At 71.2% G+C, this 16,562-nt stretch carries 12 protein-coding genes; 3 read left to right on the top strand and 9 right to left on the bottom strand.

All coding sequences use genetic code 11. The features are described 5' to 3' along the window. Window positions 1–7 precede the first annotated feature (7 nt). Entirely contained in the window at window positions 8–1,294 is a 1,287-nt protein-coding gene (locus OG452_RS31275) for an FAD-dependent monooxygenase (protein WP_327298899.1), read from the top strand. Between the two features lie 58 nt (window positions 1,295–1,352). Continuing rightward, on the top strand, window positions 1,353–3,353 hold the full coding sequence (locus tag OG452_RS31270) for an FAD/NAD(P)-binding protein (RefSeq protein WP_327298898.1): 2,001 nt from the start codon (window positions 1,353–1,355) through the stop codon (window positions 3,351–3,353). Window positions 3,354–3,497: 144 nt separating this feature from the next. Here the strand turns inward: OG452_RS31270 and OG452_RS31265 are convergent, their stop codons facing one another. From OG452_RS31265 to wrbA, 8 genes are all read right to left on the bottom strand, one after another. Continuing rightward, entirely contained in the window at window positions 3,498–4,694 is a 1,197-nt protein-coding gene (locus OG452_RS31265; RefSeq protein WP_327298897.1) for an MFS transporter, read from the bottom strand. Window positions 4,695–4,873: 179 nt separating this feature from the next. Beyond that, window positions 4,874–5,353 carry an RrF2 family transcriptional regulator gene (locus OG452_RS31260; protein ID WP_327299846.1) on the bottom strand — a complete coding sequence of 160 codons (480 nt, stop codon included), beginning with the start codon at window positions 5,351–5,353 and terminating at the stop codon, window positions 4,874–4,876. A gap of 74 nt (window positions 5,354–5,427) precedes the next feature. Then, entirely contained in the window at window positions 5,428–7,026 is a 1,599-nt protein-coding gene (locus tag OG452_RS31255) for an FAD-dependent monooxygenase (protein WP_327298896.1), read from the bottom strand. Continuing rightward, complete coding sequence (locus OG452_RS31250) at window positions 7,023–8,597, bottom strand: class I adenylate-forming enzyme family protein (RefSeq protein ID WP_327298895.1); 1,575 nt, start codon at window positions 8,595–8,597, stop codon at window positions 7,023–7,025. The genes OG452_RS31255 and OG452_RS31250 overlap by 4 nt, the downstream gene beginning before the upstream one ends. A 160-nt stretch (window positions 8,598–8,757) precedes the next feature. Continuing rightward, window positions 8,758–10,695 (bottom strand): anthranilate synthase family protein, encoded by a 1,938-nt coding sequence (locus OG452_RS31245; RefSeq protein ID WP_327298894.1) that lies wholly within the window; start codon window positions 10,693–10,695, stop codon window positions 8,758–8,760. Next, entirely contained in the window at window positions 10,692–11,315 is a 624-nt protein-coding gene (locus OG452_RS31240) for an isochorismatase family protein (RefSeq protein ID WP_327298893.1), read from the bottom strand. Before OG452_RS31240 ends, OG452_RS31245 begins: the two co-directional genes overlap by 4 nt. 34 nt (window positions 11,316–11,349) lie before the next feature. Then, complete coding sequence (locus OG452_RS31235; protein ID WP_327298892.1) at window positions 11,350–12,120, bottom strand: 2,3-dihydro-2,3-dihydroxybenzoate dehydrogenase; 771 nt, start codon at window positions 12,118–12,120, stop codon at window positions 11,350–11,352. Window positions 12,121–12,200: 80 nt separating this feature from the next. After that, complete coding sequence (gene wrbA, locus OG452_RS31230) at window positions 12,201–12,818, bottom strand: NAD(P)H:quinone oxidoreductase (RefSeq protein ID WP_327298891.1); 618 nt, start codon at window positions 12,816–12,818, stop codon at window positions 12,201–12,203. A gap of 326 nt (window positions 12,819–13,144) precedes the next feature. Here wrbA and OG452_RS31225 point away from each other — a divergent pair, with 326 nt between their 5' ends. Continuing rightward, window positions 13,145–15,181: a helix-turn-helix domain-containing protein gene (locus OG452_RS31225; protein WP_327298890.1), complete on the top strand. Its 2,037-nt coding sequence runs from the start codon at window positions 13,145–13,147 to the stop codon at window positions 15,179–15,181. On the opposite strand, the gene OG452_RS31220 is transcribed toward OG452_RS31225, so the two are convergent. Next, entirely contained in the window at window positions 15,135–16,361 is a 1,227-nt protein-coding gene (locus OG452_RS31220) for an IS701 family transposase (RefSeq protein WP_327298889.1), read from the bottom strand. The two genes, OG452_RS31225 and OG452_RS31220, sit on opposite strands and share 47 nt — an antisense overlap. Window positions 16,362–16,562: the final 201 nt, after the last annotated feature.

Raw genomic sequence — 16,562 nt, 5'->3', positions numbered from 1 at the left:
GAGCAGGATGACGAAGACAGTGGTCGTCGGCGGCGGCATCGGCGGCCTGGCCGCCGCACTCGCCGTCGCCGGGCGGGGACATCAGGTCCTGGTCCTCGAACGGGCCGACCGGTTCGCCGAGATCGGCGCCGGTATCCAGCTGGCGCCGAACGGCCTGCACGCCCTCGACCGCCTCGGTCTGGGGGACGCCGTCCGGGAGACCGCCGTACGGATGGAAGCACTGCGGTTCATGGACGGCGTCACCGGTGAGCACGTGGCGAGTATGCCGCTCACCGGTGAGTACCGGCGCCGCTTCGGCAATCCGTACGTCGTCGTGCACCGGGCCGAACTGCACGGCCTGCTGCTGGACGCGTGCCGCCGTCACAGTGGGGTCGAACTGCGCAGCGGCAGCGGCGTCACCGGCTACGAACAGGACGGGGTGAGCGCGACGGCCGTCCTCGACGACGGGCGGCGGATCCGCGCGGACGGACTGATCGGCGCCGACGGCATCCACTCGGCGGTACGCGGCCAACTCGTCGGCGACGGACCGCCGGTCGTCTCCGGACTCACCGTCTACCGGGCCGTCATCGAGATGACCCGGGTGCCCGAGGAGCTCCGCTCCGCCACCGTGACCTGGTGGGCCGGCCCCGGCTGTCACTTCGTGCACTATCCGATCGCCGGCGGGAAGTACCTCAATCTCGCCGCCAGCCGTGACGACGGAGCGACGGTGGCGTTCGCCGGTGTGCCTGTCACGCGGGGGCGTGTCCGCCGTGAGTTCACGGCCCTGGGTGAAGTTCCGCACCGGCTCCTGGAGTTGGGCGAGGACTGGAGGTCCTGGGTGCTCGTGGACCGCGAACCGGTGCGTGACTGGACGGACGGACGGGTGGCCCTGCTGGGGGACGCCGCACATCCGATGCTGCACTACGCGGCCCAGGGTGCCTGCCAGGCGCTGGAGGACGCCGTGCTGCTCGGTGGGATGCTCGGTGTCCCCGCCGATGAGTTTCCCGCACGGTTCGAGAAGTACAACGCCGAACGGCGCGACCGGACGGCGCAGATCCAGCTTCTCGCCCGCCGCAGCACCCAGTTGTGGCATCCGGCCGGGCAGGCGGCCCGTGCGAGGAACGCGCTGCTCTCCGCCCTGTCGGCGACCGAACTGCACGACCAGGTGGGCTGGATGCACGGTGCCCGGTCCTTCGATTCGGCAGATGCGCTACCCGCGCCCGGCCATGATGCGTGCCCCGTCCCCGGACCGGGTGCGTGCCCCGCCCCCGGCCAGGACCCGGCCGTACCAGCCCCCCGCTGGGCGGAAGCATGACCACCCAGCGATCCACCCCACTGATCGTCATCAGCCGACCGAGAGCGGAGTGTCCGTTATGAGCAGCAGCCGTATCGAAGTGTGTGTCGTCGGCGCCGGCCCCCGCGGACTGTCCGTGCTGGAGCGGCTGTGTGCCAACGAGCGGCACTCCCCCTCGCACCCGTCGGTGACCGTGCACGTCGTCGACCCGGCCGCTCCGGGCGCCGGCGCCGTATGGCGCACCGAGCAGTCCCGCCACCTGCTGATGAACACGGTGGCCTCCCAGATAACCGTCTACACGGACGAAAGTTCACAGATCGAGGGGCCGGTCGAGCCGGGCCCGAGTCTTTACGACTGGGCCCAGGAGCTGGTCGGGGCCCCGGCCGGCGAGGGTGGCGGGGAGGGGCCGGGCGTCATCGACGCGGCGACCCTCACCGAGGCACGGGGGCTGGGGCCTGACACATATCCGACCCGTGCCTTCTACGGCAGTTATCTGGCCGACCGGTTCCATCACATGGCCGCCCACGCGCCGGCCCATGTGACGGTACGGGTGCACCGGTCGCGTGCGGTCGCCATGGCCGACACACACGGCGTACCCGGCGGCCCGCAGGGCGTCCGGCTCGAAGACGGTACGAGACTCGACCACCTGGACGCGATCGTCCTCGCACTCGGCCATGTCTCGGCCCGCCTCACCCCGCAGGAGGAGCGGACGGCGAGTCTCGCCCGTATCCACCACCTCACGTACATCACCCCCGCCAACCCGGCGGACCTCGACCTCAGCGGGATCCAGCCGGGCCGCCCGGTGCTGCTGCGAGGTCTGGGCCTCAACTTCTTCGACCACATGGCGCTCTTCACCGTCGGGCGCGGCGGGACGTTCGGCCGGGAGGGCGGACGCCTGGTCTACCGGCCTTCGGGTCAGGAACCGCTGCTGTACGCGAGTTCGCGTCGCGGCGTTCCGTATCAGGCCCGCGGGGAGAACGAGAAGGGCGCGTTCGGACGGTACTCCCCGCGGCTCCTGACCCCGGCACTGATCGACGGACTCCGCAGCAGGCCGGCGGAGGGCGGCGGGGTCCGCTTCGCCGCGGAGCTGTGGCCGGTCATCTCCCGGGAAGTCGAGAGCGTGTACTACAGCACCCTGCTGGAGGCCCGGGGGCGGGGCGCGGACCGCGAGCCCTTCACCGGGCAGTACCTTGCCCTCCCGCTGGGACAGGACCCGGCGGCGCTGCTGGATGTATGGCGTATCGGGTCCGCCGACCGCTGGAGCTGGGAACGGCTCACCAAGCCCTACGGGGACCGGGTCTTCACCGATCGCGAAGAGTTCCGGTCCTGGCTGCTGGACTATCTGGCCCAGGACGTGCGGCAGGCGAGGGCCGGCAACGTCAGCGGTCCGCTCAAGGCCGGGCTTGACGTCCTGCGGGACCTTCGGAACGAAGTCCGGCTCGCGGTCGACCACGGGGGCCTGCACGGCGACTCGCACCGGGACGACCTCGAAGGCTGGTACACGCCGCTGAACGCCTACCTCTCCATCGGCCCGCCTGCCTCCCGTATCGAGGAGATGGGCGCGCTCATCGAAGCGGGCGTCCTGGAGCTCACCGGCCCGGGCACCCGTATTCGCATCGACCCGGGCAACCCGGCCTTCGTCGCCGACTCCACTCTCGTGCCCGGCCCTCCGGTACGGGCACAGGTACTGATCGAGGCCAGGCTGCCGGAGCCCGATCTGCGCCGCACCGCCGATCCGCTGCTTCGCCATCTGCTGAACACCGGCCAGTGCACCGCCTACCGCATCCCTGGCGGCCAGGAGGGCGGTTACGAGACCGGGGGGCTCGCCGTGACCCCGCGGCCCTACCACGTCCTCGGCCCACAGGGCCACGCCCACCCGCGCCGGTTCGCCTACGGGGTCCCCACCGAGTCCGTGCACTGGGTGACCGCGGCCGGAATCCGGCCCGGAGTGGACTCGGTGACCCTGGGCGACTCCGACGAGATCGCCCGCGCCGTGCTCGCCCTGCCACCGGTGGCTCATGTCCCGGCCGCGGTACGCCCGTTCACCACCGACACCGACCTCGTGGGAGTGGTCGTATAGCCGGGCCACCACCCCCGGGAGCCGCACGCGAGCACCTTGGAGTACGGGCCGCGTTGCGCCGAGGACGGTCGGCGCAACGCGGCGGTTCATGGAGGGGTGCGGGTGCCGGGCCGGGATCCCGCCCGGGGCCACCGGCACACGCTCTCAGGCGAGTTGCGCCTTCCTGGACGAGCCGACGGCCACCGCGGTCAGGAGGACGAGGGCGCCTCCGAGCCACAGCACACCGGCCGTTGAGCCGTCCACGACGCGGCCGCCGATCAGTGCGCCGAGGGCGATCGACAGGTTGAACATCATGACGAAGAGGGACGAGGCGGCCTCGCCCGCCTCCGGGGCGGCCTTGAGCATCCAGGTCTGCAGGCTCACCGAGACTCCTCCGTACCCGAGGCCCCAGACCACCAGGAGGATGAGCCCTCCGATGTGTCCGGTGCCGAGGACGGGGATGAGCACCATGGCGGCCGTCAGCACGACGGCGATGACGAACAGGGTCCGCCGGACGTTCGTTGCGGCCCGGGAGCCGGCCACGAAATTGCCGAGGATGCCCGCCACTCCGTAGATGAGCAGCAGCGAACTGGTCATGTCGCCGTCGAAACCGGAGATGTCCTGGAGGACCGGGCGGACGAACGTGTACGCGATGAAGTGGCCGGTGATGAGCAGGAAGGTGGCCAGTACGCCGATACGGATCGCCGCGTTGGCCCGGAGCAGCGCGGGCAGTTCGGCCATGGTGATCGTCCGGGTGGCCGGCAGCGGCGGGACCATGAGGACCAGGCAGACCAGCGCCGCCAGGCCGAGGGCCCCGACCGAGGCGAAGGCGGTGCGCCAGCCGCTCATGTCGCCGAGCAGGGTGCCGGTGGGCACCCCGAGAACGGATGCGGTCGACACACCGCCGAAGATGATCGACATGGCCCGGGGGACATGCTTCTCCGGCACCAGTCGCAGGGCGAGGCCGCCCGCGATCGCCCAGAAGCCGCCGACGCTCACGCCGATGAAGAGACGGGCGATGAGCAGGGTGGCGAAGTCCGGGGCGAAGGCACCGGCCAGGTTGGCCACGCCGACCAGGCCGACCAGTACGGCCAGCACCCACCGGCGGTCCAGCCGGCCGGCGGCGACGGTGATCAGCGGCGCCGATACCGCGGCCACCAGGCCGGGCACCGTCACCATCAGTCCGGCCGTACCCTCGGACACGTTCAGCTCGGATCCGACCGGCGTGAGCAGACCCACCGGCAGCAGTTCCGACGTCATCAGGGCGAAGATTCCCAGGGTGACGGCGGAGACCGCGAGCCACCCCTTCAGCGGCGACCTGTCCGGTCCGGTGGTGGACACCGGAGATTCGAGGTCCGTCACGGAGTGCCCCCGATCCCCTGCCGCAGTGGTCGCGGATCTGCCGTCCACCGGGGCAACACCTCGCGGACACAGATGAGTTCAGGCTGAGCACTCATGGTTGAACCCCTTGGGTATCAGGATAAGAAATGTCCAGAATTGCTGTGCAGGTCTTCCCGCGGCCGCCCGGGGGCCGGTGCGGGTCAGGTGCGCGAGTCGGCGAACCAGCGGCGCACGCGGGCGGGTACACCGGGAGCGGTGCGCTCGGCCGTGGCCTTGACGTCCGCGAGGGTCTGGCCCGCGAGCTCCTGGCGCCAGGCGAGCTCGGCGCTGCGCATGGCCCGCGAGACGGTGCACGGTTCGCCGTAGTTGTCCGGCATCCCCGCGCCCGGCCCCTGCTGCCGGATCTCGGTACAGCGGAAGGCCTGCTCCGGTCCTTCGATCGCCGCCACCACATCCATCAGGGTGACGTCCTCGGGTCTGCGGGCCAGCCGGAACCCGCCCCGCGGGCCCGGAGCGGACGACACGATGCCCGCCCGGGCCAGCGCCTGAAGCTGCTTGTTGAGGTACGCGGCGGGCAGATCGTGGTACGCCGCGAGCCGGGCGGCGGTGATCGCCCGCTCGTCCCCCGCCCACGCCAGGTTGAGGCAACTGTGCAGCGCCCATTCGACGCCCTCATGCATCCTCATATCCTGGATATTAAATGTCTTCGATACGAGGACGCAACCCCAACGGCCCTGTGCCGTGCGGCAGATGCTCAGGTTCGCGGCAGCAGCGCGGACCCCAGTTCGGCCTCCAGCCGGTTCAGGTCCCGCTCGTGGCCGTGCGCCGCGATATGCCCGTCCGGACGGACGAGGTAGTAGCCCGGCCGGCCGCAGCCGCCGTGCGTCGCGACATCGGCGCGGGCCGTCCGCACGACGCGCACCAGCGGCCACCGGGCGGCCAGGTTCCCGACCTCGGTCAGCCAGGCGGAAGCCTCCCGGGGCGCGAGGACGGCGAGCGCCCAGGCCGAGGGGTCCACGTCCGGGCCCGAGATACCGAGGGGCACCGCCCGCTCCCGGGGGAAGACCGCGCCGACCTTCAGACCGCCGGGAAGGCGGGTCCGCGGCGGGCAGCCGGACCGGCGGGCCGGGTACTGGGTGTCGCGGGCCGGCGTATAGGCCAGGCGCCGGCCCGCCATCACGGGTGCGTAGAGCCGGGACACCGCGCCGGACCTGTCGAGCAGCCGGAAGGCGGCGTCGCGGGCCCGGATGCGCAGCTGGCTGTCGACCATCCAGGCCCGGGTCTGCAGATCGGTGTCACGGACGATGCGGCGGGTCGCTTCGGAGCGTTCCGGCCCGTAGCTCCGCAGCAGCGAGCCCGGCGCTTGACCATGGATCACCGAAGCCAGTTTCCAGCCCAGGTTGTTGGCGTCCTGGAGCCCGTTGTTCATGCCCTGGCCGCCCGCCGGGCTGTGCACATGCGCCGCGTCGCCCATGAGGAAGACGCGTCCGCGCTGGAAGTCGGTGGCGTGCCGGGCATGGACCCGGAAGACCGTCTGCCAGACCGGTTCCGTGATCCGTACGCCGCGTGGCCCCCGTTCGTCGAGTACGGCCTGCATCATGGGCACGCTCACCTCCTGGCCGCCGGGCATGACGGACAGGAAGCGGAAGACACCGCCGGGCATCGGCACGATCACGAGCGTCCCCGCCGGGGACTGGTAGTAGCTGATCTCGTCCGGCGGAAGGTGGCCCTCGATACGGGTGTCGACCAGCGCGAAGGCCATTTCGTACGTGCTGCCCTCGAAGCCGATGCCCAGCTGGCCGCGCACCGAACTGCCCGCTCCGTCGGCGCCGATGACGAAGGGCGCCCTGACGCGTTCCACTCCCCCGTCGGCATGCTCGAGTACGGCGGTGACACCGCCGGTGGCCCCGATATCCCCGGAGTGGTCGACGTCGTCGAGGGCCAGGAGCCGCACGCCGCGTTCGGGTTTGCCGCCGAGGCTCTCCAGCTGTCCGGTGAGCGCCTGTTCGGTCTCGTACTGCGGGAGGATCCGGGACGCCAGGTCCTCGGTGAAGCCGAAGGAGGCGAGCAGCCTGCGGTCGGAGAAGTAACTGAAGGCGTCGATCCGGGTGGAACTCCGCCGGATCTCCTCGTACAGCCCCACGTCCTCCAGGATGTCGAGCGCCCGCGGCCACAGCGAGAGGGCCTTCGGGGCCCGGACGGGCTGCGGCGCCCGGTCGATGAGGCGCACCCGGACCCCGCGCCGCAGCAGCTCGCAGGCCGCCGTCAGCCCGCTCGGTCCGGCACCGACCACGAGCACGTCGAAGTCCGCCGAGGGGGGCCGGGCGTCGGCCCCGGTCATCTGCTGTGTCACGATTCCGGGCCCTCCTGCGACCGCAGCCACTGGGACAGTTCGATGCGCTTGATCTTCATGGTGGCCGTACGGGGCAGCTCCGTGAGCGGCATCTGGACCGGGGCCGCCATCGGCGCGAGATCGGCCACGGCCGACCGCCACCGTTCGGCTTCCAGGGGCCGGTCGTCCCTGGTGCACACGACCGGGACGGGCTCCTGGCGCGGGCCCGCCACCACGACGAGTTCGGTCAGCTCCTCCAGCCGGCCGAGCAGGGTGTCCTCGACCTCAAGGGTGCTGTGGATGGTCGGGATGACGTCGACCTCGCGGTCCAGCAGATGGAGGCAGCCGAACCTGGAGCGGTATCCGACATCGCCGCCTCGCCACCAACTGCCGTGCACCTGCTGGTCGAAGCGGTCCCGCTCCCCGAAGTAGGTCAGGGCGCGGCCGCCGGTGCTCACCTCGATGTACCCGGGGGTCTCCCGGGACGGCCGGGCGCCGTTGCGGCTCACCAGCCGGAAGTTCGTCACGCCGGGCATGGCGAACCCCAGGCACCGGCCGTCGGCCTTGTGCGCGTTCTTCCGGGTGTAGCCGCGGCCCACCAGCGGACCGCACTCGCTCTGGCCGTAGATCTGGAAGAACAGCGGCGAGCGGCGCTCCGACGCCCGCAGCAGCCGGTCCATGGTGCTCGGGTGGATCGCGTCGAACGTGCTGCTGAAATAACGGACGTTGGCGAGCGGTCTGCGCGGGTGGTCGACGAGTTCCTCCCACTCCATGAAGGAGTTCGGATGGGTTTCGATGAACCCGGGACGCGTCTCGGCGAAGAGTTCGGCGACCCCGGCGGGGTCCGAGTCGTTCATGATGACCAGCGGCATGGCCCGTGGCAGTAGTACGGCGAGCGCCAGATACATCCGCGAGTGCACGTACGACACATGGATGGCCACGGTCTCGCGCCGGTGGACGAAGGAGGCGAGCCGCTCCTGCGGGCGGAACCGGCCGCGCAGGGTGCGCGCGGAGTGCACGACGAGCTTCGGCAGCCCTGTGGTGCCGGAGGTGTGCGTCATCAGCGCGGGCTGGTCGGGGTGGAGCATGACGGGCCGCTGCCGCGGCGCCCCGGCCAGCCCGTCCAGGGACACCGCGTCCGGCCGGGAGCCGGTGGCGACGATGACGCGGTCGGCGAGATCGGCGACCGGGAAGGCGGACAGTGTCCCGTCCAGCTTCGCCGCGTCCGTGAGCAGATGCGGCTGATCCAGTCGTTCGAGCAGCGCCGCGACGCTCTCGCCCTTCAGAGCCGGTGACAGCATCACCGGCACGGCGCCGATACGGGCAGCCGCCGTCGCCAGCACGTAGATGTCGAATCCGGGGCTCAGGTGGATGGCGACGTGTTCACTGGGCCGGACCCCGGCGGCCCACAGCCGGCCCGCCATGTCGTCGACGTGCTCGGCGAGTTCGGCGACGGTCAGCGTCCGGCCGACGCCGGGGAGGGTGACCATGTCGTGGTCGAGCGTGATCAGTGTGCCGCCATTCTTCGCGGCGGCCGATTCGGGCACCGATCCGAGATAGAGGCCGTTGTTGCTGGAAGGTATCCGTAACATCAGGATGTCCTCGGCTTCGACTGCGGCTGCACAGGTGGGTGGAGGTCTGGGGCAGATGACACCGCCGGCGCGGGCCCGGGTCCAGGAACCGGCGCGGAGTCCGTCATACGGGCGGGTACGGCACGTGGAGTCGGGCCGGGCGTGAACGCGTCCACGGACGTCATGGGTTCAGCACCTCCGCCATGAGCCGTTCCAGGATGCGTACGCCGTCCTGGGTGAGCAGGGACTCGGGGTGGAACTGCATCGAGGCGAAGTGGGTGCCGCGCAGGCCGTACACCTCGCCCGTGCGGGTGTCGCGGCTCACCTCCACGATCCCGGCCGCACCGCAGTCGACCTTGTCGTGGGAGGAGACCGCGGCGAAGGTGTTGTAGAAACCGGCCCGCTCCCGCAGGCCGAAGAAATCGATCTCGCGCTGCACGCCCTGGTTGGGCGTGGCCCGGCGGACCACCTCGAAGCCGGTCTCACGGCTGAGGAGTTGATGGCTGAGACAGACGGCGAGGAAGGGCCGCCGCTCGGCGAGCAGGGTCCGTATCGCCGCCCGCAGGTGTGCGATCTTGGGATGGCCGCTGTCGTGCGGGGAACCGGGGCCCGGCCCCATGATGACCAGGTCCCAGCCGTCGAGGCTGTACGGCTCGTCGAAACGCCGCACCGTCACGGAGAGCCCCACCGAACGGAGTTGGTGGGCGAGCATCGCGGTGAAGGTGTCCTCCGCGTCGACGACGAGCACCTTGCTGCCCCTGCCGGACGGCGCGCCGTTCGCTGCGTCCTCGCCGGGGCCGCGGGGCCGGTCCGCCTCGCCGTCGGCGAGCCAGAAGCCGGCGATGGTGGCGTTGCGCCGTTCCAGCGCCGCCCGCACCTGGGGGTGCGATGCCAGCGTCGCCGGCGCGTCGGCCTGCAGCGCCGCGAGCAGCCCTGCGGCTTTGGCGCGGGTCTCCGCCACTTCGGAAGCCGGGTCGGAGTGGCGTACGAGCGTCGCGCCGACGCTGATGTTCACCCGTCCCCCCTCGCCGATGTCGGCGGTACGGATGAGGATCGCGGAGTCGAGGGCGCGGGCACCGGTCCCGTCCTGCCCGATGAGCGCCACCACCCCGCTGTAGTAGCCGCGTCCCTGCGGCTCGTACGTGTGGATGACCCGGCAGGCGTTCTCCAGCGGGCTGCCGGTGACCGTGGGCGCGAACATCGTCTCGCGCAGGATCTCGCGCGCATCCCTGGTGCTGCGCCCCTCAATGACGTACTCGGTGTGCGCGAGGCGCGTCATCTCCTTGAGACGGGGGCCCGTCACCCGGCCGCCCTGCTCACAGACGCGGGCCATCATCTTCAGTTCCTCGTCGACGACCATGTAGAGCTCGTCGGCCTCCTTGCGGTCGGCGAGGAACTCCAGCACGCCGGGCAGGGTGGGCCCCGTCGGCGGGTAGCGGTAGGTACCGCTGACGGGGTTCATCACGGCGGTTCCGTCGCGCAGGCTGACGTGACACTCCGGTGTGGCCCCGACGAACGTACGCGTCCCGGTGTGGACGATGAACGTCCAGTACGCGCCCGACTCCCCCAGCAGCAGCCGGCGGAAGAGGGTGAGCGCACTGCGCGGCGTATAACCGGTGATGTCGGCCACGAATGTGCGCTTGAGGACGAAGTTGGCCCCCGCGCCCTGGCCTATCTCGTCGGCTATCACCCGGCGGACGGTGTCGGCATAGGTGTCGTCGTCGATGTCGAAGTGCCCGTCGGCCAGCTCGATGGCGGTGTCGGGAATCCGGGACAGCGCATCGGTGACCGTAGTGGTCGCCTGGCCGACGACGGTCATGGCGATCAGCGGCGCGCCGTCGTCGGCGCAGACGAAGCCGCGCTCGGCGATCTGACGGTAGGGGACGAGGACCAGCATCTCGTGCCGGGGAGCACCCGGCCGGGCAGGGGCTTCCGGCAGCGGGATCTCCGCGAGCGTGGCGGGCGTCGAGACCTCACCGAGCAGGACGTCGAGCGTGCCCCGGCCCGTCGCCGCGGGACGGTGGAGCAGTGCGAACGGCGGCGGCCGGTCGCCGAGCACCTGTCCGAGCAGATCGGGGCCGCCCGGGGGCAGGGGGGCGCGCTCTCGGGTTCCGGTCACAGCAGGACTTCCTTGGTCGTGACCGCCATCGCACAGCGGCTCGCCGCGTACTCGACGGCCTGTCGGTGCTGGTCCGCGGAGAAGTCGGCGACGGCGTCCGCCACCAGGAACGTCCGGATGTCGTTGGTGAAAGCGTCGACAGCGGTCATCAGCACACCGACGTGTGCGTACACACCACAGATGATCAGTTGGTCCCGGCCGGCCCCGCGCATGTGCTTGAGCAGGTCGGACCGGAAGAAGGCGCTGTAGCGCCACTTGGTGAACACCCAGTCGCCGGGGACCGGGGCCAGCGGCCCGACGACCTCCCGGTCGGCGGGGGCGGTGCGCATGCCAGGGCCCCAGAAGTCGGCGAGCAGACCGCGCTGTTCCCCCGTCATCCCGCCGGGCTGGGCCGTGTAGGCCACGGGGATGCCGAGCGCCGCACAGCGGTCACGCAACGTCGCCGCGTTGCAGACGAGTTCGTCACGCAGGGCAGTGGGCAGTGGCTGCAGGAAGTAGCGCTGCATGTCGTGGACGAGCAGCACGGCCCGCTCCGGGTCAACGGTCCACTCCGCGACATTCGCGGGGAGCTCCGCAGACGTCGGCATCGGGTACGGATCGATTCGGGGTATGCCGGGCAAGGTCCTTCTCCGCTGGTTGGGGTCAGTGGGGCGGTCAGACACCGAGTGCGGCACCCCCGTCGACCGTCAGGTCGTGCAGGGTGATGTGCGAGGACTGGTCCGAGAGGAGGAAGACGACGGCGTCGGCGATGTTCGATGGACGGGCCAGCCTGCCGAGCGGGATGCCCACGCGGAAGGCTTCGGGCCGGCCTTCGATGGTGCCCTTGGGCCCGCTCTCGTCCTGCCACATCGAGGTGAGCATCGGGGTGTCGGTCGAGCCGGGCGCGACCACGTTGCAGCGGATGCCGTACCGCGCCAGTTCCAGGCCGAGGCTCTTGGTGAACATGGACGCCGCCGCCTTCGACGCGGCGTACGCGGCCATGTCCGTACGGGGGGTGCCGGCCGCGTTCGACGCTACGGTGACGATGCCGCCGCGCGAGCGGGGGACCATCCGGTTGGCGACCGCGCGGCACATGTGGAAGACACCGGTGGTGTTGACCGCGAACGTCGATACCCAGTCCTCGTCGGTGAGGCTCCGGGCCGCCCCGAGGCGCAGCACACCGGCCGCGTTGACGAGATGGTCCACGGGCCCCAGCTCTGCCTCGGCCCTCTCGACCGTCGTTTCGACGGCCCGGCTGTTCGTGACGTCGCAGACGAAGCCGTCGACGTGGTGCCCCTCGGCGACGAGACCGTCCACCGTGCGGCTGAGTCGTTCGCCGTCCCGGTCGACCGCGGCGATCCGTACGCCGCGCTCCCCCAGTGCCCGGACCACGGCTTCGCCGATTCCGCCGGCTGCGCCCGTGACCAGGGCGATCTTTCTCTCCATGCGTCGGACCTCCTGTGATGGTGTGCCTTCCGGCGCGGGCTGCGCCGCGTGCTGACGGGGTCGGCACGGCGGCGGAGACGTCAGCCGGCCTGGAAGCCCCGCTTGAGGGCGGATGCGATCCCGGCGACCCGGCGGGCGTGGAACTCCATGGCCGCGAGGTTCTCCTCACTGACGTTGCCGGGCCGGTTACCGGAGACGCTGCTGACCCCGTACGGGTTGCCGTTGCCCGGTGCCGAGAGGACCGGGTCCACGGCGCCGGTCGGCACGATGATCGCGCCCCAGTGGTAGTAGGTGTTGTTCAGCGCCAGGATGGTGCTCTCCTGCCCGCTGTGCCCGGCTGCCGACGAGGTGAACGAGGAGACGACCTTGTTCACCAGCTTGCCCTGGAGTGAAAGCCCCACGGTGGTGTCGAGGAACTGCTTCAACTGCGCGGCGGGGAGGCCGAACCGGGTCGGCGTGCCGAAGAGGATCGCGTCCGCCCACTCCAGGTCGTCCAGGGCGGCCAGGGGTACCTCACGGCTGGCGTCCAGATGTGCGGCCCAGGCCTCGTTCCCGGCCACCTGCGACTGCGGAAACACTTCCGCCACCCGGCGCAGGCGCACCTCGGCGCCCGTTTTCCCCGCGGAGACGGCTGCCGCATCGGCGAGCCGGTGTACGTTCCCGGTTGACGAGTAATAGACCACGGCGACGTTCAACATGGCGCTCTCCCTCAGTGGATGAACAAGGCGCACGGGGCCCGGCCGGCCGGGAGGCGCAGGCCCGCTTCGCACTGCCCCGATCCTGTGACGCGGACGAAGCACCCGCCAAGGTCAGTCGGCGCAATCCGTCAAGTGGCGGGTACTCCATCAGGTTTCCGCCGGGGAATCGGCGAGGGCCGGAGGCAGGGCGTCCGCTGTGCCGCGCCCCGTTCGCACCTCCCTCCGTCGTTCAACAAACTGTTGACTCCGTCAGGTCGGCTGCGTAAATTCCGAGGGGCTGCGCAAAGGGGAACGCAGCTGCGAGAACATGACAAAGGGGGAGCATCTTGTCGCAGATCAGGGTGGGATCCGACGCGCTTGCCGTGCTGGAGTTACTGGCCGAAGAAGCACCGGTGGAGCAGGTGGAAGAACTGGTGACGCGAGTCCTTGAAGGAGGTGTCGCCGACGCGAGGCGGGAGGTACTGAAGCGGGCCAGGGGGCTGGCCTTGCGGATCCACGCGCAGTCGGGCCGGCGCCAGCAGCGGGAGACGAGACTCTCAGCCCTCGTCGACACCGCACGCGAGCTCGCCACCGCGCAGGAACTCGACGCCGTGCTCAGAGTCGTCACGCGCCGGGCCCGTCTGCTGCTCGGCCTCGACCTGGCCTTCGTCGGCTTCCCCGACGGGGAGCAGGGATTCGTACACGTCCGCAGCGTCGATGGTCACACATCGACCAGGACGGTGGGCCTGAGGCTGCCGGCCGACACGGGGCCGGTCGGTGAGGCCCTCGTCAGCTCCGCGCCGTTCTGGACGCCCGACTACCCCGCCGACAGACGGTTCTGCCACCACCCGGCCTTCGACGAGGTCGCCGGGGCCGAGGGGCTGCGCGCGATCGTGGCGGTGCCGCTGAGCCGGGGCACCCGGCCGGTCGGCGCTCTCTGTGCCGCCGCCCGGAACGTGCGTCACTTCAGCGCCGACGAGATCTCGCTGATGAGCTCCCTGGGAGACCTCGCGGGCGCGGCCATCGAGAGCGCGCGCCTGCTCGACGCGGCCACGGTCGCAGCCCTGGAGGGGCCCGCTCTCCGGCTGGAGCGCGAACTGAGCGAGACGCAGAGCCGGTTCACCGCACTGGTACTGAACGGCGGAGGCCCGCAACCCCTCCTCGCGGAGTTGGCCCGACGGCTGGACGGGGCGGTACGGGTGCACGCCCTGGACGGTACTTTCCTCGCCACGGCCGGTGAGCCACCGCCGGACCTCGGTGAGACCGCTCGCCCTCCTGCCACGTCCACTCCGGCATCGTCCTCTCCTGACACCGCGGGGGCGCGAGCCGCCGGCGACCCCGTCGCGCTGGCCGACGGCTCCTGGACCGCACCGATCGTCGCGGGTGAGGAGCACCTCGGCACCCTGCTCATGTTCCCGGGGCACCGGCTCACCGAGTTCGAAGAGCGGTTACTGGGGCTGGGCGCACGGTTCACCGCCATCGCGCTTCTTCTGGAGGCCGGCCGGAGCGCAGGCGCCCACGGACGGATCCGGCACAGCCTTCTGGACGACCTGCTGGCGCTCTCCGGGCACCCGTCCCATCTTCTGGAGGCCCGCGCCCGCCGCTGCGGCATCGACCTGCACAAGTCGCACACCGTGGTCATCGCCCGTCCCGAGCGGGCGTGCGGGAGGGAGTTGAGCGCCTGGGCGGTCACGTACACAGAGCGCGTGAACGGGCTCATGAGTATGCGTGAGGGCTCGGTCGTTCTCCTGCTTCCGGGCAACGAAGCGGGAGCAGCGGCCCGGGCCGTCCATGCCGAGCTCTCCCCGCTTCTCGACCGGCGCGTGACGGTGGCCGCGGCCGGCCCGGTGACCGAAGCCCTGCCGGTCTCCGGCGCCCACCAGGAGGCCAAGCGCTGCCTCGACGCGATGACCACCCTCGGAGCCGTCGGCCGTGCCGCCTCGCCACGCGAGCTGGGCGGCCTCGGCGTACTGCTGTCGGGCAGCCATGACGTCGGCGCGTTCATCGACGCCACGATCGGGCCGGTGGCCGACTACGACCGGCTGCGCCTCACCGCACTGGTCCCCACCCTGGAGGCGTACTTCGAGACGGGCGCCAGCCCGACGTACGCGGCCGAACGGCTGCATGTGCACCCCAACACGGTCACCCGGCGGCTGGAGCGCATAGGCGAACTGCTGGGTGCCGGCTGGCAGCAGCCGGAGCGGGCGTTCGAGGTGCAACTGGCCCTGCGCCTCTCCCGGATCCGCCATGCCCTCCGGGGCGGGGGGCTGTCGTCCGCCGCCACCGTTCCCGGAGCCCCGGACGTCTGGCGCCCGCCGCGGCGTCGCCCGCGCGACGTCACGAAGCCCGGGACTCCTGTGCTGCCGCGCCGGCCACGGCGGTGATCGCGTGGGCGGCCGAGGCCAGGGTGAGGTGCCGGTGCCAGCCGCCGAAGGAGCGCCCCGCGTAGTCCCTGATACCCACCTGGTCGGCGATCTCGGCGCAGTCGCGGTCGACCCGGCCGATCAGTTTGCTCAGCCGCAGCAGCGCGCCAGGCGGCGCGTCGGTCAGGTCGGTGAGCCAGAGCCCGCTGGGCCAGCGCCCGCTGTCCCTCCACTCACCGAGCAGCAACAGACCGCGCCGGGCACCGACTTGTTCCGGAGCCCCGAAGCGGGAAGCCCGGGCGGGCAGCCCGACGCGCAGGGCCGCGACCAGGCTCGTCCGCGCCACCCCCGCCGGGCCATGGTCGGTCCAGACGGCCTCACGCCGTAACTGCTTCGCCGCGCCCATGATCTGGTGCGCGGGCAGCTCGGCGTGCCGGGCCGGCGCCGCGGCCTCCGACGCGCTCAGCAGCTGGGTGCCGCCCACCCGGACCAGGAACGGCAGTCCCGCGCCGCGCAGTTGCCGGACCGTGGTGGCGGCGTCCGCCTCGCGGGAGTCCAGCACCACCGGGAGACGGGGCAGCCCCTGTCCCACCACCAGTTCCCGGCACACTTCGATCGCACACTCGCCCAGCGTCTCCTCCGGACTCAGCGATGCGGGAATCGAGGCCCGTATCCTGCGCTGCCCGTCGTCGAGCCACGCCCCGGACAGGTGCAGCCGCCAGTTGACCGGGCTGCTCATCCGGTCGGACGCCGCCCAGACCCCGAAAGCCTGCTGGGCGTTGAGGATCTGGCCGAAAGCGGGGAAGTACCGCCGGTCCACACCGACGGAGTGCTCCCCGGCCTTCGGGATGATCATCGGTCGCACGACCCACGCACTGGGGAGCGCTACCCGTGCCAGGTACCGGGCGAGCTGCCCGCGCACCTCCGCCCAGTCCCACGTGGAACCGCTGATGAAGTGGTGCAGCCCCTGTTCGGTGGTGGCCCCGCCGGTCAGCGCGGCCATGTTCCGGATCGATTTGCGTCCTTCGGCCGCCAGGAGTCCGCGTACGTACTCCACACCCCGCCTGCGCTGATCCCGGCGCGGCAGGGAGGCGAAGAGCACCGAGCACAGTTCGGTGAGCACTTCCTCCTGGGCTCCGGCGTGGCCGGATGCGTGCGCCTCGCTGTGCGTGTCTTGCGCGTACAGGACAACACCAGACATTGATCTACCCCATCTCGTCTCCCGCACGGGGACGGCCGTGCTTGGCGCTGTTCCTCAACGGTGCGGGGTACTGCCAGGTAGCTCATAGGTACTCAGGACACACTGCTGAGGCTCGGTCCGGTGACTTGGCCACCGCCGCACGGCGGCACACAGGGTCGTCGGCGATTTCAGCCGTCGCCGGTTTCAGACGTCGGCGGTTCC

Source organism: Streptomyces sp. NBC_01197, assembly GCF_036010505.1.
In the GTDB taxonomy this organism is placed as follows: domain Bacteria; phylum Actinomycetota; class Actinomycetes; order Streptomycetales; family Streptomycetaceae; genus Streptomyces.
The sequence above is the reverse complement of the archived record's forward strand: the minus strand, read 5'-3'. Positions and strand labels throughout refer to the sequence as shown.